We start from the raw sequence: 20,742 nt of genomic DNA on the forward strand, positions 1-20,742 counted from the left end.
GACTCCAGCATGCGCACCGAACAACCGAAGATGATCTACCTCAAGGACTATCAGGCGCCCGAGTACCTGATTGACGAAACGCACCTGACCTTCGAGTTGTTCGAGGACCATAGCCTGGTCCATGCGCAACTGGTGATGCGCCGCAACCCCGAGCGCGGCCCGGGTTTGCCGCCGCTGGTGCTGGATGGTCAGCAGCTGGAATTGCTGTCGGTGACCCTGGCCGACCGTGAGCTGGGCATCGCTGACTACCAACTGACCGAGAATCATTTGACCCTGCAGCCGACCAGCACCACGTTCACGGTCGATACCAGCGTCAGGATCCACCCGGAAACCAACACCGCGCTGGAAGGCCTGTACAAATCCGGCACGATGTTCTGCACCCAGTGCGAGGCCGAAGGCTTTCGCAAGATCACCTATTACCTCGACCGCCCGGACGTGATGAGCACGTTCACCACCACGGTCGTCGCCGAGCAGCACAGCTATCCGGTGCTGCTGTCCAACGGTAACCCGATTGCCTCGGGTCCCGGCGAAGAAGGCCGGCACTGGGCGACCTGGGAAGACCCGTTCAAGAAGCCGGCGTACCTGTTCGCCCTGGTGGCCGGCGACCTGTGGTGCGTCGAAGACACCTTCACCACCATGACCGAGCGCACGGTGGCGCTGCGCATTTACGTCGAGCCGGAAAACATCGACAAGTGCCAGCACGCCATGAACAGCCTGAAGAAGTCCATGCGCTGGGATGAAGAGGTCTACGGTCGCGAGTACGACCTGGACATCTTCATGATCGTTGCCGTGAACGACTTCAACATGGGCGCCATGGAGAACAAGGGGCTCAACATCTTCAACTCCAGCGCCGTGCTGGCGAAGGCCGAAACCGCCACCGACGCCGCGCACCAGCGGGTCGAGGCCATCGTTGCCCACGAATACTTCCATAACTGGTCGGGCAACCGCGTGACCTGCCGCGACTGGTTCCAGTTGTCGCTCAAGGAAGGTTTCACCGTGTTCCGCGATTCCGGCTTCTCCGCCGACATGAACTCGGCGACGGTCAAGCGCATCCAGGACGTCGCCTACCTGCGTACGCACCAGTTTGCCGAAGACGCAGGTCCCATGGCTCACGCGGTACGTCCGGACAGCTTCATCGAGATCTCCAACTTCTACACCCTGACCGTGTACGAAAAGGGTTCGGAAGTGGTCGGCATGATCCACACCCTGCTCGGCGCCGAAGGCTTCCGTAAAGGCAGCGACCTGTATTTCGAGCGCCATGACGGCCAGGCCGTGACCTGCGATGACTTCATCAAGGCCATGGAAGATGCCAATGGCGTCGACCTGACCCAGTTCAAGCGCTGGTACAGCCAGGCGGGTACACCTCGTTTGGCGGTGAGCGAGTCCTTTGACGCGGCGGCGAAAACCTACAGCCTGACCTTCCGCCAGAGCTGCCCGCCAACCCCGGACAAGGTTGAAAAACTGCCGTTCGTGATTCCGGTCGAACTCGGTCTGCTCGATAGCAAGGGCGGTGAAGTTGCCCTGCGTCTTGCCGGTGAAGCGTCGGCGCAAGGTACTTCTCGAGTGATCTCGGTGACTGAAGCCGAGCAGACGTTCACCTTCGTCGACATCGCTGCACAGCCGCTGCCTTCGTTGCTGCGTGGTTTCTCGGCCCCGGTGAAACTGAGTTTCCCGTACAACCGCGACCAATTGATGTTCCTGATGCAGCACGACAGCGACGGCTTCAATCGTTGGGATGCCGGTCAGCAACTGTCGGTGCAGGTGCTGCAGGAACTGATCGCCCAGCAGCAGAAGGGCGAAGCGCTGGTGCTGGATCAGCGTCTGGTTTCGGCCTTGCTTACCGTGCTGTCCGACGAGACGCTCGATCAGGCGATGGTCGCCGAAATGCTGTCGCTACCAAGCGAAGCGTACCTGACTGAAATCAGCGAAGTGGCCGATGTCGAGGCGATTCACACCGCCCGCGAGTTTGCCCGCAGGCAACTGGCCGATGCGTTGTTCGAAGGTTTGTGGCTGCGTTACCAGGCCAACCGCGACCTGTCGAAGCAGACCTCGTACGTGGCCGAAGCCGAGCATTTCGCCCGTCGTGCATTGCAAAACATCGCGCTGTCGTACCTGATGCTCAGCGGCAAACCCGAAGTGCTGGCAGCGACGCTGGAACAGTTCGATGCCTGCGACAACATGACCGAACGCCTGACCGCGCTCGCCGTGTTGGTCAACTCGCCGTTCGAACAGCAGAAAGCCAAGGCCCTGGCCAGCTTCGCCGAGCACTTCAAGGACAACCCGTTGGTCATGGATCAGTGGTTCAGCGTCCAGGCCGGCAGTGTGCTGCCGGGTGGTCTGGATCGGGTCAAGGCATTGATGCAGCACCCGGCGTTCAACATCAAGAACCCGAACAAGGTGCGGGCACTTATCGGCGCGTTCGCCGGGCAGAACCTGATCAACTTCCATGCGGCGGATGGATCCGGGTATCGCTTCCTGGCGGATCTGGTGATCGAGTTGAACGGCTTCAATCCGCAGATTGCTTCCCGGCAGTTGGCGCCTTTGACGCGCTGGCGCAAGTACGATGATGCGCGACAGGCGTTGATGAAAGGGGAGCTGGAGCGGATTCGGGCTTCGGGGCAATTGTCGAGTGATGTGTTTGAGGTGGTCAGCAAGAGTCTGGCTTGATCCTCGGTTTGGTCTTGGACTTGGCGGCCTTTGGGCCGACCAGGTTCTTGGTTGATTGAGTACATATCCATTGCTGCGGTAACGGCGACTTATGGTTTCACCCTTACGGCGAGTCCCTTTTGTCAAACGCCACAAAAGGAACCAAAAAGTCTTGCCCCAGCGTCCGGCCCCTCGCTGGGGCTCGGGGTTCCTTCGCTCCGGTATCCATTCGGGGACACTGCCCTCCGGTTGGCTTCGCTGCACCTACATGCAGCGTGTTCGACTGCGTCGAACGGCGCTGCGCGCCACTCCCCGGATGAACACCTCCGCTCAGCCTCCCGAAGGGGCGGGTGGATCAAAATCAAAAGCTGAAGGCGAGCTAACGCTCGGCCTGATGAGTGGTGAGGAGCGGGTGTGCGCCAAACTGTTTTTGTTGGAGCAAGGGTTGCCTGCGATGGCAGCTTGTCAGCCGACCTGATTTTTGTGGATGCACTCGTCCCCCTGTAGGAGCGAGCCTGCTCGCGATGGACGTCAACGATAACGTTGGCTGTCTGGATGCACGCGTTGTCTGGACGTTCATCGTCGGAACGCCGCCCGGAGCCGGCTCGCTCCCACAATTGGATCGCGGACAGACCTGCAATCAGGTCGGCTGTCAGGCCGCCTCGCTTTTGTTGTTGCTTTGGCTTTTGATTTTCTTGCCCCATCGCGGCGGGCCCACGGAGCAGGACCGGAGCGAGGGCATGCCGAGCCCTAGCGAGGCACCGAACGCCAGGGGCAAGAGCCCTTGGTTACTTGGGGCTCTTCCAAGTGACTCGCTGTAAAAGCGAAACCCTAAGTGGCCGTTACCGAAGAAACGGATATGTACACCAACCACCAACCGCCAACCCCGCAATCACCCCACCTAATACCCAATCATTCAGAAAAACCACATCCCCCTCCGGTTAACAAAACATAACGTGCCGCCGATTGTCAGCCCTTCAAAAACCTCTATAGGATAAGCCAGCTTCCGAAGGGGCTCTGGATTGCGGGTTTCAGGACTATGCTTTAAACAGGTCATCCCGCGAATACCCCTTTCGGCGCCCTGAAAGGTTGAACGACCTAACAATAATAAAGGGGGAAGGTCTATGAGTGAGCCTGTCATGGGTGTGGGTATCTGCCGCCCGCCGGCATTGCGCAAGTTCGCGTTGCTGGCTACAGCGCTCTCGCTGTTGGGCTGTGCCGTGTGGTCGGCACCGGTGCTGGCCGCTGACGCGCTGGCATCCGACGTCGTTTATTCCGTTGAATCGGCCAAGGCCAGCAAAAGCCTGGTTCTCGATGTCGTGCACGCCGGCAAGCGCCTGGTGGCGGTCGGGGATCGCGGGCACATTCTGTATTCCGATGACCAGGGTTCGACCTGGACCCAGGCCAAGGTGCCAACCCGGCAGCTGCTGACCTCGGTGTTCTTTGTCGATGACAAACACGGCTGGGCCGTTGGTCATGACGCGCAGATCCTCGCCAGTGAGGACGGCGGTATCACCTGGACCAAGCAATTCGAAGATCTGAAACGCGAATCGCCGCTGCTCGACGTCTGGTTCCAGGATGCCAACAGCGGCTTTGCCGTGGGCGCCTATGGTGCGTTGATGGCAACCACCGACGGCGGGAAAAACTGGGAAGACGTCAGCGATCGCCTGGACAACGAAGACCAGTTCCACCTCAACGCCATCACCGCAGTCAAGGATGCCGGCCTGTTTATCGTTGGCGAGCAGGGCAGCATGTTCCGCTCGGCCGATTGGGGCCAGACCTGGGAAAAACTCGAAGGTCCGTATGAGGGTTCGCTGTTCGGTGTGATCGGCACTGCGCAAGCCAACACGCTGTTGGCGTATGGCCTGCGCGGCAATCTTTACCGCTCCACGGATTTCGGCAGCACCTGGGAACAGGTCGAGCTCAAGGCTGAACGCGGTGACCTGGAATTCGGTCTGTCCGGCGGTACATTGCTCGATGATGGTTCCATCGTGATCGTCGGCAACGGCGGTTCGGTGATCAGCAGCAGCGACAACGGTGAAACCTTCAGCGTCTTCAACCGTCGGGATCGTATCTCGCTCTCATCGGTAGTCGCCGCGGGGAACGGCAATCTGATTCTGGCTGGACAGGGCGGCGTTCGCGCCACTTCGCCAAACGGCGCTGAGCTGGGCAAATGAGCCAGGTTAATAATAAGAAGGCGCAGCTATGAATTCCTTAAGCACACATCATCAGGACAAGGCGACGTTTCTTGAACGCCTGATCTTCAATAACCGCCCGGCAGTAATCTTCATCTGTCTGTTGGTCAGTGTTTTCCTGTTCTGGCAGGCAACGCTTATCCGCCCGTCCACCAGCTTCGAAAAAATGATCCCGCTCGAGCATCCGTTCATTCAAAAGATGATGGAGCACCGCAACGATCTGGCGAACCTGGGCAACACCGTACGGATTTCCGTGGAAGCCACCGACGGCGACATCTTCTCCAAGGAGTACATGGAGACGTTGCGGCAGATCAACGACGAGGTGTTCTACATCTCTGGCGTTGACCGATCCGGCCTCAAGTCGCTGTGGAGCCCTAGCGTACGCTGGACCGAAGTGACGGAGGAGGGCTTTGCTGGCGGTGAAGTGATCCCGCAGAGCTACAACGGCTCCCAGCAAAGTCTCGACCTGTTGCGTAACAACGTGCTCAAGTCCGGGCAGGTCGGGCGGCTGGTGGCCAACGACTTCAAGTCGAGCATCGTCGACATCCCGCTGCTGGAGTCCTATCCGGACCCACAGGACCAGGGCAAGTTGCTGGCGCTGGACTATCGCAAGTTCTCCCACGAGCTGGAAGAAAAGATCCGCGACAAGTTTGAGAAACAGAATCCCAACGTGAAGATCCACATCGTCGGTTTCGCCAAGAAAGTCGGCGACCTGATCGACGGCCTGGTGATGGTGGTGATGTTTTTCGGAATTGCCTTCGTCATCACCCTGATTCTCTTGCTGTGGTTCACCAACTGCCTGCGCAGTACCGTCGCCGTGTTGAGCACGACGCTGGTGGCGGTGGTATGGCAGCTGGGGTTGATGCACTTTTTCGGCTTCGGGCTCGATCCGTACTCGATGCTGGTACCGTTCCTGATCTTCGCCATCGGTATTTCCCACGGCGTGCAAAAGATCAACGGCATTGCCCTGCAATCCAGCGAGGCGGAAAACGCCCTGACTGCGGCGCGACGCACGTTCCGCCAACTGTTCCTGCCGGGGATGATCGCGATCCTCGCCGATGCGGTGGGCTTCATCACGCTGCTGATCATCGATATCGGTGTGATCCGCGAGCTGGCCATCGGTGCTTCCATCGGTGTGGCAGTGATCGTGTTCACCAACCTGATCCTGTTGCCGGTGGCGATTTCCTACGTCGGCATCAGCAAGCGCGCCGTGGCCCGCAGCAAGAAGGATGCGACTCGCGAGCACCCGTTCTGGCGCCTGCTGTCGAACTTTGCCAGCGCGAAGGTTGCACCGGTTTCCATTCTCCTGGCGCTGGTCGCCTTTGGCGGTGGTCTCTGGTACAGCCAGAACCTGAAAATCGGTGACCTGGATCAGGGCGCTCCGGAACTGCGTCCAGACTCGCGCTACAACAAGGACAACAACTTCATCATCAGCAATTACTCCACCAGTTCCGACGTGTTGGTGGTGATGGTCAAGACCAAGTCCGAAGGCTGCTCGCGCTACGAAGCCATGGCGCCGATCGACGAGCTGATGTGGAAGATGCAGAACACCGAGGGCGTGCAGTCGGCGATTTCCCTGGTCACCGTGTCCAAGCAAATGATCAAGGGCATGAACGAGGGCAACCTGAAATGGGAGACGCTGTCGCGTAATCCGGACGTGCTGAACAACTCCATCGCCCGCGCCGATGGCCTGTACAACAACAGCTGTTCATTGGCACCGGTCCTGGTGTTCCTCAACGATCACAAGGCCGAAACCCTGGATCGTGCAGTGCATGCGGTGCAGGAGTTCGCCAAGGAAAACAACACCGAAAACCTGGAGTTCATCCTGGCAGCCGGTAACGCGGGGATCGAGGCGGCCACCAACGAAGTGATCAAGAAGTCCGAACTGACCATCCTGATCCTGGTGTACATCTGCGTCGCGGTCATGTGCATGATCACCTTCCGTTCCTGGGCGGCGACCTTGTGCATCGTGCTGCCGCTGGTGCTGACGTCGGTGCTGGGCAACGCCCTGATGGCCTTCATGGGCATCGGCGTGAAAGTCGCGACCCTGCCGGTCGTAGCGCTGGGTGTGGGAATTGGCGTGGACTACGGCATTTACATCTACAGCCGCCTGGAAAGCTTCCTGCGTGCTGGCTTGCCGTTGCAAGAGGCGTACTACCAGACGCTGAAATCCACCGGTAAGGCCGTGCTGTTCACCGGCCTGTGCCTGGCGATCGGCGTGTGCACCTGGATCTTCTCGGCCATCAAGTTCCAGGCCGACATGGGCCTGATGCTGACCTTCATGCTGCTGTGGAACATGTTCGGTGCGCTGTGGCTGCTGCCGGCACTGGCGCGGTTCCTGATCAAGCCGGAGAAGCTGGCGGGGCAGAAGGGCAATTCGTTGTTCGCTCACTAAACCGCAGGTAGAACAAGAAAGCCGCAACCTGGGTTGCGGCTTTTTTATGGACGATTGAACAACTCAGCGTGGTAGTAACGGTAGAAAAACGCCACTCGCCAGCGCCTTGCTGATGATTCCATGATGAATGTCGATTTTCTGTTTCGGGTCTTTGGCCTTGGCCATCGCCGACTCATAGGTCTCGAAGCGTTGTTCCCTGGTTTTCAGATGGGCCTGGGTGTAGTCGGCCTTGGCATCTTCCCCGGTGGCATAGTGAAAATGCGCGTACCACCAGGGTTGATTGTCCTCATTCAATAAGACGTACTCTTGCATGAAGTCACGCCGCCCGGTTTTCAGCTGAACCCGGTTGCCGATGATGCGGGCAAAAATTGCATTGCGTCGCAGCAGGTAGTCCACGCCCTCGCTACTGGGTGGTCTGGCGAGGGTCATGCGGGTGCGCAGTTCGGTGGCCTTGGTGTCGAGCACGCGCGCCTTGTCCCGAAGCCCGTCAATTAGCGAAACGTCGGGATCACGGTTGGCGGGAGGGCTGTCGTGCTGTTCCAGGCTATCGGCGTACCCGGTCAGTTTTTGTGCCTCACGTTGCAATTGCTCTTCGATTTCCTTGGGAGAACTGGCGCGTTTCGCGTAACCGTCGATCTTCTGCACGTTTTTATCGACATCGGCCAACGCCTTGCGAGCATCGCCCTTGACCTGCTGATAGGGGCGTGGGGCCTTGGGCGTTACGGGCCTGATATCGACAACTTCTACCCAGACATTGGGCTCGTGTTCGTGAAATGAAGCCAGTGGCTTTACTTCGAAAGGGCTGTTGATGTCGACGATGTCCCCTCCCTGGTTGGCAACTCGTTGGCGAAGATCGCCGATCAACGTGCCCTTGGTGGTTTTGATCACCCGCTTGCGACTGTGCCATGGGTGAGGGTGTTGGGCCGGTGGCCTGGGTGCAGATGCGGAAGCTGGCGGCTCCTCGGGTTGTGGCTCGAGTTGAAGTGCTTGCGCGAGACGCTGCTCGGCATCGACACGCAACTGATCAATAAGCTCGCGCAGACGATTGAAGGGATGTGTCTGCACTTCATCTGAGCTGAATATGTTTATCGTCTCCAGACCGTCCTGTGCCTTGTTGTACTGATCGACCAGGTTTTCCAGTACGGCAATCCGGTCGCCGTTGGTGTAGGCGTGCTCCGTTTGCAGTTCGGCATGGGAGCGAGACAGCAATAGCAGCGGGCTGAGGGTGTGTTCGAGCACACCCATGGTGTTGCTTCCGAGGGCCTTGAGACTGAGCAGACGCAAGATACTCAGCTGGTAGCTCTTGACTCGCAGTGCCGTTATTTCATCTTCGGGCCTGTTGCCGGTCAGTCGCTTCCAGTACTCCATCCCCATGCGAGGGACCTGCTTGAGCTCCTGCAGTCGACTCTCGACTTGCTCAAGAAGCTTGATCATGGTTTCGTTGATTTCGGCGGTTTTGCGCATGAGTTGAAAGTAGCGATCAAGTACCACGTCACCTTCGCTGATTATTGCGTCATGCAAATGCCTGATGCCACCTCTCAAGTCTTCATACATTTGATCGACAGCTTCGCGCTCCCAGTCAGTGATGACGATCCGTTTGCGAGTATTGTTGATGAGGTTTTCCGACAAACTGCACAACTGCACAGGATCTGGATCAGACTTGGTCAGTTCGCTCAACTCCCTGATCTCGGCCAGCAGCGTGGCGTAGCTTTCGGTCTGTTTCTCCAGCTCATCGACGAAGCGTTGCCTGTACGTGGCACGGTCGAGCTCTGTGCTGGTGGAGTCGTTCCTTTTCAACTGCATCAGGTTCTCGGCAATGTCGACACGCTTCTGCACCCGAGCTTGCTGGTCCACGAACTGCTGACGATTCAGTTCCAGCAGGCTGATGCGCTGTCGAGTCATTTCGCGCTGGGCGTTGATTCGCGCATTGCGCCCGCCGCCCTGCAGTTTCAGCCCTTGATCCAGACTCCAACGGCCAGCACCATTGGTCTTGAGCTTGATTCCCGGATGATCCGGATGCTCGGGGTGGATCAGATACACCTCGCCGAACCCGGGCACGATATTGACGCGAAACAGCAGGCCGGCGACGGTGGCGTGCCATTGGTTGCCGATCAGGTACAAACCTTTCAAGGCACCGGCTGTGATGGGCGCTGGCAGAGGTGTCGGCCATGGCACCCGAACCTCCCGTAGCGTGTTGAACAGCCGAGCCGATGCCGAATCGCGAGCGTTCGACAGGTTGAAGTCCAGCAGGGTATTGCCACTGCCCGGCGGCTCGGAGGGCAGGCCCGGAGTGTCCTGGGTGACGGTCGATTCGGTGGGCCATGAAAATGTCTGTGAAGGACGACGCAAGGAGGCGAGGGCATCAGGAACTGCCGTTGCAGCACTGTCGGAAAGTGCCGGGGCCCCTTCCTCTCGGGCAACATGCAGAACCAGCAGGCCAATGTTCAACAGCGCATCGATCCATGCCTGGTTCCGCGCGCTCGGGTCATCACTGTCCAGCGCTGGAAGATCGTTGACCAGGCTGTGGGCGATTTGCAGCATCCAGCCCACCACCATGGCAGGGCCGCGTAACAGCGGCAGAATCACGTTGTTGAACACCAGCCAGCCACCCTCAAGGATGATTGCCCAACGGCTCTCGGCATTCGACACGGATTGCCGGTCCGCCAGTTCGACCAGTGTGCGTGCGTTGCTGACGAACAGACTGGCCAGCAATTGACCATCGTCCAGCGCGGTGAGCCATTCACCGGCCGCTTCGTCGCCGACCAGAATAGCCGGCTGCGGCTTTTGCGGCGGTGTGAATTCGTCGCCGGCATGGAAGTGGACGATGTGGGGTTCGGTGAACCCGTTGTTGTCGTAGATTGGCCGTGCGCGATCCGGCAGCCAGGTCAGCACACTGGTTTGCAACGGGCCGGCTTGGGCAATGGCATTGAGCAAGTCCTGACGGCTGGGGTATTGGTGCAGGGGTTCCGGGTACAGCGGTCGGTAAAGAATATGCGGGCCGCCCGCCTTCAGGTCTTTCGGCTCGATGATGAACATGTTACTGACCACATCACACGCGGCCCCGGCCTTGCGTCGAAACGCCAAGGGCCTGATGACGATTGACTGCTCCTCGACGATCCGTTCGGCAGCCAACGGCTGGAACAATGCATCGACATATCGATAGCCCAAAAGGGTGAAGCCGTGCTCACCTTTGATCGAGTGCTCAAGGGCGCGCAGCGGTAAATGTATGCTCAGTTCCAGACCGAAGAGTCGCAGACGCTCCTTGGCCTCGGGACTGTTCCCAAGCAGTTGCGCCTGGATGTATTCGGGGTAATGTTTTCCAACATCGACCCGACTCACCAGATCCAGCAAATAGGCCTCGGTGGTCCAGTCTTCAATCAGCTGGTTCTCGGTGTGGCGGATGGTCATCCGGCCTTTGGGTTTGCCTGCGAGATTTTTGATCGCCAGATCGGTCAATGACAGTTGGACAGGTTCGAGGTAGCCACTGCCCAAGTCGCCGACAGGCACATGAAAGGTCAGTTCCAGTTCGTCGGACTTGTAGCCGGGCGCCAAAGGCTGGTCTTTGAGCATTTGCTCATGCAGCGCATTTCTGGCGAACGTGCGAAGGTCAACGATGTCGTCGCGCAACGAGCGCCCCTGTGTCTGCTGTTTGACACTGGCCATCGACAACGTGTGTTTGCGCCACGCCATACGATCAGTGCTGCCCGCGCCCTGCAACCACTCGGGAGTCTCAGCCAGCAGGGATTGAAGGTGCGTCAGGTGATTGTCGCTGCCGATAAACCGTGCGGCGACATCGGTGATCGCGTCAAAACGTTGTTCAAGGTCAGCCAGGTTTTGGCGTGCAGGCAGTTTGAGCGACTTCAGGTCTTGCAGTTGCTGATTCAGTAACAGGGCCGCCTGGGTATCAAAGATGTTGCCGTCCGGTGCAAAACGTTTCCAGGTAATGGAATCAGCCATGAAGTCCTGCTGAAGCCGCGCGTCCCATGCAGCACTGAAGGCTTGCAGGGACGGGAACGACTCGATGTTGCCGGCCACACTGCACAACAAATGGGTATCGCCGCAAATCACCAGGATATCCGGCGTCTGCAGCGTGACAGACACGTTGCCTCTGCTCATCGTGAGTTGAAGCGTGCAGGCTTCAATAGCACCTTTGGCCCAAGGTCGCTGAAGACGTTCCCGGTTGTCGGGTTGGCGGGCCAACTCCAACAGAATCCCGGCCTGTTCCGAATTGCTCGCCGCGAGGCGCGTCGCGGATGTTTTCAACACGCCGGCGAGCAGATCCCCCAGCCATCGCCAGCGGCTGACGCCGGTTTGGTCTTTTTCGTTCCAGCAGGCTGTCAATGATTCCTGGGCGCCGATATAGAGAATGTCGGGTAGTTCGCGAATGGCCTGCGCGATCACTTGCAGGTCGGGCAGGTTCGATGTCGTGTTGGCGACTGTGAGTTGTGCGGGAGCACGGTTGGTCAAAAAGCAGTGGCGACCGAATTGCTCGCCAAGATCAGGGAATGCACCGCTGGCCAGGTAGTCGAGCACCACGTCCAGCAGCAGCGTCAGCCGCCAGGCCCCATCCGGGATCGGCTGGGCAACTTTGGTTCGGTCAGGGTCGAACGTCAGTTGCGGGTATTTTTCCAGAATGCTGTCCTTGAGCATGCGAGCGGTTTGCGAGCGTAATGTCGGCCGGGTGTTGAATCGGGTGTGGACCGCACGCGCGATGATGTCGGTGTAGTCTGCAGGGGCGGGCGGTGAGGCAGATGTCGGCATGATGCAATCCTTTGCATGAGTGAATTTCACAACATAAGGAGCGGCCAGTTTGAATGTGCGGTAGCCGGATACCGCACATCGATCGATTCGATGGACTAGGGGATGCCTTCAGGTCACAAACGAAAAAGCCGCAACCCGGGTCGCGGCTTTTTTATTTCCTGAGTTTTGCGCCGGGGTTATGACGGATCGCTGCCCAGCACAACATTCAGCGCACTGCGCGCATCGTCCAGTTGCACCAGCGTCGCATGACGAGCACCCAGCGCATCGCGGTTTTCAATCGCCGTGAGAATCGCCTTGTGCCGAGGCAACGCCAGTTCATGCAGGTTCGGGCGCTGGTTGGAATGCTTCAACGCTTCGGCAATCGCCACCGATAGCATATTGCACAAGTTGGCCAGCAAGTCGTTGTGGGTGGCGTCGGCAATACGGCTGTGGAAATCCAGGTCCGGTTGCAGCAAGGCTTCGGGTGTCGGCGCGGCCTCCATGCGTTGGTAGGCTTCACCAATGGCGGCGATGTCTGCGTCGGTGGCGAACTGCGCAGCGAGGGCGGCGGCGGCCGGTTCGATGATGCTGCGCACACTGGTCAGCAGGTCAAAGAACTGGTTCTGCGGGCTGCTTTGCATCAGCCAATGCAGAACGTCCGGGTCGAGCATGTGCCATTCCTTGCGCGGCTTGACCACCGTGCCGACCCGCGGACGGGAATACACCAGGCCCTTGGCGACCAGGACACGGGTGGCTTCGCGCAACACCGGCCGGCTGACGGCATATTCCTCGCAGAGCAGGGCTTCGGCGGGCAGTTTGTCGTCCGGCAGGAAACGTCCCGAGACGATCTGCATGCCCAGTTCCTGGACGATGCGCGAGTGCATGCTTTTGCGGTCGGAGGGTTTGCGGTAATCCATGGGGAACGGCGCGGTCCTGTGCGATGGAGATGCCGCGCATGATAACAGGCGCGGCGTAATCTTGAGGTGGGTGATGATCGTTCCCACGCGCAGCAAAGGAATGCCTCAACGGACGCTCCGCGTTCGGCTCTGGATGGGACGCAGAGCGTCCCGGGCTGCATTCCCACGCAGAGCGTGGGAACGATCAGGGTGGAGGATGGTGGGGTTAGTGAGAGTGACGTGGTACTTCAGCCCCTCGGCAGCCAACCAGGAAGTCGAAGTCGCAGCCTTGATCCGCCTGCAGGACGTGGTCGATGTACAGCTGACGATACCCGCCCACCAGCAATTGTTGTGGTGGTTGCAGGTCAGCCATGCGCGCTGCCAGTTCGGCATCCGGGATGTCCAGATGCAGACGGCCACTGGCGCAGTCGAGCTCGATCCAGTCGCCTTCCTTCACCGCCGCCAACGGACCGCCGGCAGCGGCTTCCGGTGCCACGTGCAGCACCACGGTGCCATACGCGGTACCGCTCATGCGCGCATCGGAAATGCGCACCATGTCGGTCACGCCCTGGGCCAGCAGCTTGGCCGGCAAGCCCATGTTGCCGACTTCGGCCATGCCCGGATAACCCTTCGGCCCGCAATTTTTCATGACCAGGATCGAGTTGGCATCCACGTCCAGTTCCGGATCGTTGATCCGCGCCTTGTACATGTCGAAGTTCTCGAACACCACCGCACGCCCCCGGTGCTGCATCAGCGCTGCGCTGGCGGCGGAGGGCTTGAGCACCGCGCCCAGTGGCGCCAGGTTGCCGCGCAATACGCAGATCCCGCCGTCGGCGCGGATCGGGTTGTCGAGGGTGCGGATCACTTCGTCTTCGCCATAGATCGGCGCGTCCCTGGTGTTCTCGCCGATGGATTTGCCGTTGACGGTCAAGGCGTTAGGGTTCGGGATCAGGTTGGCTTCGCCGAGGCGGCGTAATACCGCTGGCAAGCCGCCGGCGTAGTAGAACTCTTCCATCAGGAAGCGCCCGGACGGTAGCAGGTCGACGATGGTCGGCATGCCGCGACCGATGCGGGTCCAGTCGTCCAGGTCCAGCTCCACGCCGATGCGGCCGGCGATGGCCTTGAGGTGAATCACGGCGTTGGTCGAACCGCCGATGGCGGCGTTGACCCGGATGGCGTTTTCGAAGGCTTCCTTGGTGAGGATCTTTGACAGCTTCAAATCTTCGCGCACCATCTCAACGGCACGCATGCCGGACATGTGCGCCAACACATAACGGCGGGCATCGACGGCGGGAATCGCCGCGTTGTGGGGCAGGGAGGTGCCCAATGCTTCGGCCATGCAGGCCATGGTCGAGGCGGTGCCCATGGTGTTGCAGGTACCGGCCGAGCGGGACATGCCGCCCTCGGCCGCAAGGAAGTCATCAATGGTGATGGTACCGGCCTTGACCTGTTCGCTGAGTTGCCAGACCACGGTGCCCGAGCCGATGTCCTTGCCTTTGTGCTTGCCGTTGAGCATGGGCCCACCGGTGACGACGATCGCTGGCACGTCGCAACTGGCCGCGCCCATTAGCAACGCCGGGGTGGTCTTGTCACAACCGGTCAGCAGTACCACGCCGTCGATCGGGTTGCCGCGAATGGCTTCTTCCACGTCCATGCTCGCCAGGTTGCGGGTCAGCATGGCGGTCGGGCGCAGGTTGGATTCACCGTTGGAGAACACCGGAAATTCCACCGGGAAGCCCCCGGCCTCGATCACTCCGCGCTTGACGTGTTCCGCGATCTGGCGGAAATGCGCGTTGCACGGGGTCAGTTCCGACCAGGTGTTGCAGATGCCGATGATCGGCTTGCCATGGAACTGGTGGTCGGCGATGCCCTGATTCTTCATCCAGCTGCGGTACATGAAGCCGTTCTTGTCGGCGGTGCCAAACCATTGGGCGGAGCGCAGGGTGGGTTTCTTATCAGACATGATCGATTCTCTTATTGTATGACTATATTCTTCGAGTTGAGACGTAACATAAGCGCAAATTGGTCTGTTTGGAAGTGTTGTTGGTTAAATAGTATTACTATATAGTCGTTTTAAGCGGAGGGATGGCCCTGACGGTTGGCCGTGAGAGGCATCTCCCGAGGTTCTATAAAAACAACAATCGGAGACCGATCTCATGAGCCAGGAACTGCGGCTGATACGTCGCATCACACTGAAACTGATTCCCTTCCTGATCCTGCTGTACCTGATCGCCTATGTGGATCGCTCCGCAGTAGGGTTCGCCAAATTGCACATGGGCGCCGACATCGGCCTCGGTGATGCGGCGTACGGGCTAGGCGCAGGGCTGTTCTTCATTGGCTATTTCCTCCTGGAGATCCCCAGCAACCTGATGCTTGACCGTTTTGGCGCGCGGCGCTGGTTCGCGCGGATCATGGTCACCTGGGGCGCCATTACCATCGGCATGGCATTCGTCCAGGGGCCGAACAGCTTCTACCTGATGCGCTTTCTGCTCGGTGCGGCGGAAGCCGGGTTCTTTCCGGGCGTTCTCTACTACATCACCCAGTGGTTCCCGGTGCGCCATCGCGGCAAGATCCTGGGCCTGTTCATCCTGTCCCAACCCATCGCGATGATGATCACCGGGCCGGTGTCCGGCGGTCTGCTGGGCATGGACGGCGTGCTTGGCCTGCATGGCTGGCAGTGGCTGTTCATCGTCATCGGCACCCCGGCGATCCTGCTGACCTGGCCGGTGCTGCGCTGGTTGCCGGATGGTCCGCAACAAGTGAAATGGATGGATCAGGCGGAAAAGGACTGGCTCAGTGGCGAGCTGAAGAAAGACCTGGAGCAGTACGGCCAGACCCGTCACGGCAACCCGCTGCACGCGCTCAAGGACAAGCGCGTGTTGCTGCTGGCGCTGTTCTACCTGCCGGTGACCCTGAGCATCTATGGCCTGGGCCTGTGGCTGCCGACCCTGATCAAGCAGTTTGGCGGCAGCGATCTGGTGACTGGGTTCGTGTCATCGGTGCCCTATGTATTCGGGATCATCGGTCTGCTGATCATCCCGCGCAGCTCCGATCGATTGAATGATCGTTATGGCCACTTGGCGGTGCTGTACGTGTTGGGAGCCATCGGCTTGTTCTTCAGCGCCTGGCTCTCGGTGCCGGTGTTGCAACTGGCGGCGCTTTCCCTGGTGGCGTTCGCACTGTTTTCCTGCACGGCGATTTTCTGGACCTTGCCCGGTCGCTTCTTTGCCGGCGCGAGTGCGGCGGCGGGGATTGCCCTGATCAACTCGGTGGGCAACCTCGGCGGCTACATCGGCCCGTTCGTGATCGGCGCGCTCAAGGAGTACACCGGCAACCTGGCGTCGGGGCTGTATTTCCTGTCCTGCGTGATGCTGTTCGGCCTGGTGTTGACCGGCGTGGTGTATCGCCTGTTGGAGCGCAAGCATGTGTTGCCGGCGGATGTATTTGCCGCCAGTGCGCGTGGTGCCACCCGTACCTGACACAACCACAGACCCACTGTGGGAGCGAGCCTGCTCGCGATGGGGTCGTCACATTCAATATTTAAGGTGACTGATACACCGCTATCGCGAGCAGGCTCACTCCCACAGGGAACAGCGTTGCTTCAAAAAAAGGAGAAATTTCATGCGTTTGGTTCAGTTCGAATTGAGTAACGGCGAACGCCGCGTAGGCGTAGTCGAGGAAGGATTGGTGCGTGAAGTGCAGGACGCACGCACGGTTCGCGATTTGGCCCTGGCGGCGATCGAGGCGGGCGTAAATCTTGAGCAACAGGTACGGAGCCTGGGGTTGGGCATCAGCCACGACTACGCCGAGCTGCTGGCACAACTGCGCATTCTGCCACCGCTGGATCACCCGGACCCGGCGCACATGCTGGTCAGTGGCACCGGCCTGACTCACCTGGGCAGCGCGTCGGCCCGGGACAAAATGCACCAGCAGGCCGGTGATGAAGCCGCAATGACCGATACCATGCGCATCTTCAAGTGGGGCGTGGAAAGCGGCAAACCCGCAGCCGGTCAGGCGGGTGTACAGCCGGAATGGTTCTACAAGGGCGACGGCAGCATCGTTGTTCGCCCCGGCCAGCCATTCCCGTTGCCACCGTTTGCCGAAGACGCCGGTGAAGAGCCTGAACTCAGCGGCCTCTATGTCATCGGTCACGACGGCAAGCCGTATCGCCTCGGTTTTGCAGTCGGCAACGAGTTTTCCGATCACGTCATGGAGCGCAAGAACTACCTGTACCTGGCACACTCGAAGCTGCGCAGTTGCAGCTATGGCCCGGAGCTGCGGGTCGGCGAGCTGCCGCAACACCTGGCCGGTACCAGCCGCATCCTGCGCGATGGTCAAGTGCTGTGGCAGAACGAGTTCCTTAGCGGCGAGGCCAACATGTGCCACAGCCTGGCGAACCTTGAGTTCCACCATTTCAAGTACAGCCAGTTCCTGCGTCCGGGGGACGTGCACATTCACTTCTTCGGGACCGCGACCCTGTCCTTCGCTGACGGCATTCGCACGCAACCGGGCGATGTGTTCGAGATCAGCCAGGGCGAATTCGGCGCGCCGTTGATCAATGGCATCGTTGCGGTCGATGCGGCTTTCGAACCCGGTACTGTCGGCACACTTTAAGGAGTCATGCATGACCCGAATTCTTGGTCACAACTACATCGGCGGCCAGCGCAGTGCGTCGGGCAGCGTGAAATTGCACAGCGTCGACGCCGAAACCGGTGAGGCATTGCCCCATGCTTTCATTCAGGCCACGCCGCAAGAAGTCGATGCCGCCGCCAAGGCTGGCGCTGCAGCGTACCCGGCTTATCGCAGCTTGAGTGCCGAGCGTCGCGCACAATTTCTCGATGCCATCGCCGATGAACTGGATGCGCTGGGTGCTGAATTCGTCACCCTGGTGTGCCGCGAAACCGCGTTGCCTGCCGCACGGATTATCGGTGAGCGTGGTCGCACCAGTGGGCAGATGCGCCAGTTCGCGAACGTGCTACGGCGCGGTGATTTCTACGGTGCGCGTATCGATCAGGCATTGCCTGAGCGTCAACCCTTGCCGCGTCCCGACCTGCGCCAATACCGTATCGGGCTCGGACCGGTGGCGGTGTTCGGTGCCAGCAACTTCCCCTTGGCGTTCTCCACCGCTGGCGGCGACACCGCGTCGGCATTGGCCGCCGGATGCCCGGTGGTATTCAAGGCCCACAGTGGTCACATGGCCACGGCCGAGCAGGTGGCCGATGCGATCATCCGCGCGGCACAAAAAACCGCGATGCCGGCCGGCGTGTTCAACATGATCTACGGCGGCGGAGTCGGCGAAACGCTGGTCAAGCACCCGGCGATTCAAGCGGTGGGCTTTACCGGTTCGCTCAAGGGTGGTCGCGCGCTGTGTGACATGGCCGCGGCGCGCCCACAACCGATCCCGGTGTTTGCCGAGATGTCGAGCATCAACCCGGTGATCGTGCTGCCCCTGGCGCTGCAAACGCGCACGGAAACCATCGCCCGTGGCCTGTCGGCTTCGGTGGTTCAAGGCTGCGGTCAGTTCTGCACCAACCCTGGCCTGGTGATCGGCATCCGTTCGCCGCAGTTCACTGCATTCCTCCAGTTACTGGCCGATATGATGGCCGATCAACCGGCGCAGACCATGCTCAACGCCGGGACCCTGGGCAGCTATGCAAAGGGCTTGCAACAGCTCCTCGATCATCCTCGTATCGAACACTTGGCGGGTAACCCGCAACAAGGGCGTCAGGCTCATCCGCAACTGTTCAAGGCCGATGTCAGCTTGCTGATCGAGGGTGATGAAGTGCTGCAAGCGGAGGTGTTCGGCCCGACCACCGTGGTGGTTGAAGTGGCGGATCAGGCACAACTGAGCGCCGCGCTGAACGGTCTGCATGGTCAATTGACCGCGACGATCATCGGCGAGCAGGCGGACTTCGAGCAGTTCAGCGAGCTGACGGGGTTGCTGGAGCAGAAGGTCGGGCGGATCCTGCTCAATGGCTATCCAACCGGCGTGGAAGTCTGTGATTCGATGGTCCATGGCGGGCCGTATCCGGCGACGTCGGATGCGCGCGGCACGTCGGTGGGCACCCTGGCCATCGACCGCTTCCTGCGCCCGGTGTGCTTCCAGAACTACCCGGACAGCCTGCTGCCGGATGCGCTGAAGAATGCGAATCCGCTGGGTATCCAGCGCCTGGTGGATGGAAATCCGTCGCGGAAGGCCCTCTAACGGTCACGCACATTATCCCTGTGGGAGCGAGCCTGCTCGCGAAGACGGCGGAACAGTCAAGGAATATGTCGACTGACACTCCGCATTCGCGAGCAGGCTCGCTCCCACATTGGACGGTGGCGCAATGAGCTATCATTGCGTCTTTCCCATTCAAAGATTGACTGCCATGACTGCTGCAACCGATACCTTGCTCAACGCCCTCGAACACTGCGGGATGGTGGAAATCGACGGCTACCACGCCTTCGAGTTTTCCCTCTATGAAGACGATTACTTGCATATCGAAGTCATGGACGGGCGTGACGCGAAGCACTGGGAATTCACCCCGGCACAGATCCAGGCCGCGACCTTCGACACCACACTGCAAAGCTGGTTGATCAACGATAACGACGGTGAACACCGGCTGGTGTGCCTCGGCGACGTCATCAGCGGTGACAACGAAGACGATGATCAACAGGATGCGTAAATTCTGGCCGCTGTTGATCGCCGGCAGCATCGGCGCAATGGGCGTTCAGGTGGCATCCGCCGACGACTATCAATTGCTCGTGGGTTCGTACACTGCCGGCCAAAGCCAGGGTATTTATCGCCTGAACTTCGACAGCGCGAGCGGGCAGATCGCCGCCAAGCCGCTGCAAGTGATCAAAAGTGAAAACCCATCCTGGCTGACCCTGTCCAAGGATCAGCAGCGATTGTTCGTGGTCAACGAAAATGGCCCGGGACAGACCGATCCGGTCGGGCGGGTCAGCAGTTATGCCATTGACACCAAGACCCATGAGCTAACCCTGATCAATCAGATGCAAAGTCTGGGTAACGAGCCAACGCACTCGAGCCTGAGCACCGATGCGAGCCATTTGTTCGTCAGCAACTACTCGGTGGCTGAAGATCCGGGCGGCACCCTGGCGGTGTTGCCGGTGGCGGCCGATGGCACGCTCAAACCGGTGGTGCAGATGAGCAGCCATCCGGCCAGTCGGGTCAATCCCGAGCGGCAGATGTCGGCGCATGTGCATTCGACGATCTCGTCGCCTGATGGCAAGTACGTGTTTTCCAACGACCTGGGGGCAGACAAGGTTTTTGTCTATCGCTTCGACCCCAAGGCCAATCCTGACTTGCCGTTGACCCCGGCCACACCCTCGTTCATTCAACTGCCGCCCGGTAGCGGGCCGCGCCATTTGCTGTTCAGTGCCGATGGCAAGCACGCCTGGCTGACCCTGGAAATGAGCGCGCAAGTGGCGGTGTTCGATTACCGCGACGGCAAGCTTGAGCAAACCCAGAGGGTCGATCTGGCTGCCGGTCAGCCCGTTTCGGACAAGGCCGCCGCTGCATTGCATGCATCAACGGACGGCAAGTTCCTCTATGTCAGCAACCGTGGCACAGCCAACCAGTTGCTGGTGTTCGCCATCGACCCGGCGACGGGCCATCTCAAGGAACTGCAACGTCGTACGGTAGAGGGCGATCATCCACGGGAATTCAGCCTCGATCCGAGTGGCAAGTTCCTGCTGATCGCCAATCAGAAAAGCAACCAGATTGTCGTCGTCGAGCGCGATGCCCAGAGCGGTTTGCTGGGTAGAACCGTGCAAAAACTGCCGATGGATGCGCCAAGCGACTTGAAATTCCTGGTGCGTCAATAGGCCGCAGGCCCCGGGTGATTGGGCCTGCATGCTTATATCA

11 protein-coding genes are annotated in these 20,742 nt (G+C 59.8%); 8 read left to right on the forward strand and 3 right to left on the reverse strand.

Annotated elements, in window-relative coordinates; genetic code table 11:
- The first annotated feature begins 9 nt into the window (after positions 1 to 9).
- From pepN to ACA058_RS14215, 3 genes are all read left to right on the forward strand, one after another.
- Positions 10 to 2,667 (forward strand): aminopeptidase N, encoded by a 2,658-nt coding sequence (gene pepN / locus ACA058_RS14205; RefSeq protein WP_497639630.1) that lies wholly within the window; start codon positions 10 to 12, stop codon positions 2,665 to 2,667.
- Between the two features lie 1,103 nt (positions 2,668 to 3,770).
- A complete protein-coding gene (locus tag ACA058_RS14210) occupies positions 3,771 to 4,823 on the forward strand; it encodes a WD40/YVTN/BNR-like repeat-containing protein (RefSeq protein WP_497639631.1) in 1,053 nt (350 codons plus the stop codon).
- A 28-nt stretch (positions 4,824 to 4,851) separates the two neighbouring features.
- Positions 4,852 to 7,236 (forward strand): efflux RND transporter permease subunit, encoded by a 2,385-nt coding sequence (locus tag ACA058_RS14215; RefSeq protein ID WP_497639632.1) that lies wholly within the window; start codon positions 4,852 to 4,854, stop codon positions 7,234 to 7,236.
- Positions 7,237 to 7,299: 63 nt separating this feature from the next.
- Here ACA058_RS14215 and ACA058_RS14220 read toward each other — a convergent pair whose 3' ends face one another.
- The 3 genes from ACA058_RS14220 to ACA058_RS14230 all read right to left on the reverse strand — a co-directional run bounded on the left by ACA058_RS14220 (position 7,300) and on the right by ACA058_RS14230 (position 14,835).
- Positions 7,300 to 11,997, reverse strand: coding sequence for a dermonecrotic toxin domain-containing protein (locus ACA058_RS14220; RefSeq protein ID WP_497639633.1), 4,698 nt, complete (start codon positions 11,995 to 11,997; stop codon positions 7,300 to 7,302).
- A gap of 176 nt (positions 11,998 to 12,173) precedes the next feature.
- On the reverse strand, positions 12,174 to 12,893 hold the full coding sequence (locus tag ACA058_RS14225) for a FadR/GntR family transcriptional regulator (protein ID WP_020799307.1): 720 nt from the start codon (positions 12,891 to 12,893) through the stop codon (positions 12,174 to 12,176).
- A 205-nt stretch (positions 12,894 to 13,098) separates the two neighbouring features.
- Positions 13,099 to 14,835, reverse strand: a complete 1,737-nt coding sequence (locus tag ACA058_RS14230; RefSeq protein WP_497639634.1) for an IlvD/Edd family dehydratase — start codon at positions 14,833 to 14,835, stop codon at positions 13,099 to 13,101.
- 193 nt (positions 14,836 to 15,028) lie between these two features.
- Here ACA058_RS14230 and ACA058_RS14235 point away from each other — a divergent pair, with 193 nt between their 5' ends.
- The 5 genes from ACA058_RS14235 (at position 15,029) to ACA058_RS14255 (ending at position 20,702) form a co-directional block, all read left to right on the forward strand.
- Positions 15,029 to 16,351, forward strand: coding sequence for an MFS transporter (locus ACA058_RS14235; protein ID WP_497639635.1), 1,323 nt, complete (start codon positions 15,029 to 15,031; stop codon positions 16,349 to 16,351).
- Between the two features lie 142 nt (positions 16,352 to 16,493).
- The gene (gene araD1, locus ACA058_RS14240; RefSeq protein ID WP_497639636.1) at positions 16,494 to 17,486 is read left to right on the forward strand and encodes an AraD1 family protein; all 993 of its coding nucleotides are present in this window, start codon (positions 16,494 to 16,496) and stop codon (positions 17,484 to 17,486) included.
- 10 nt (positions 17,487 to 17,496) lie between these two features.
- On the forward strand, positions 17,497 to 19,077 hold the full coding sequence (locus ACA058_RS14245) for an aldehyde dehydrogenase (NADP(+)) (protein ID WP_497639638.1): 1,581 nt from the start codon (positions 17,497 to 17,499) through the stop codon (positions 19,075 to 19,077).
- 124 nt (positions 19,078 to 19,201) lie between these two features.
- Entirely contained in the window at positions 19,202 to 19,540 is a 339-nt protein-coding gene (locus ACA058_RS14250) for a DUF5629 family protein (RefSeq protein WP_497639639.1), read from the forward strand.
- Positions 19,533 to 20,702 (forward strand): lactonase family protein, encoded by a 1,170-nt coding sequence (locus tag ACA058_RS14255; RefSeq protein WP_497639640.1) that lies wholly within the window; start codon positions 19,533 to 19,535, stop codon positions 20,700 to 20,702. Before ACA058_RS14250 ends, ACA058_RS14255 begins: the two co-directional genes overlap by 8 nt.
- Positions 20,703 to 20,742: the final 40 nt, after the last annotated feature.

It is taken from the genome of Pseudomonas sp. LBUM1649, from assembly GCF_059716155.1.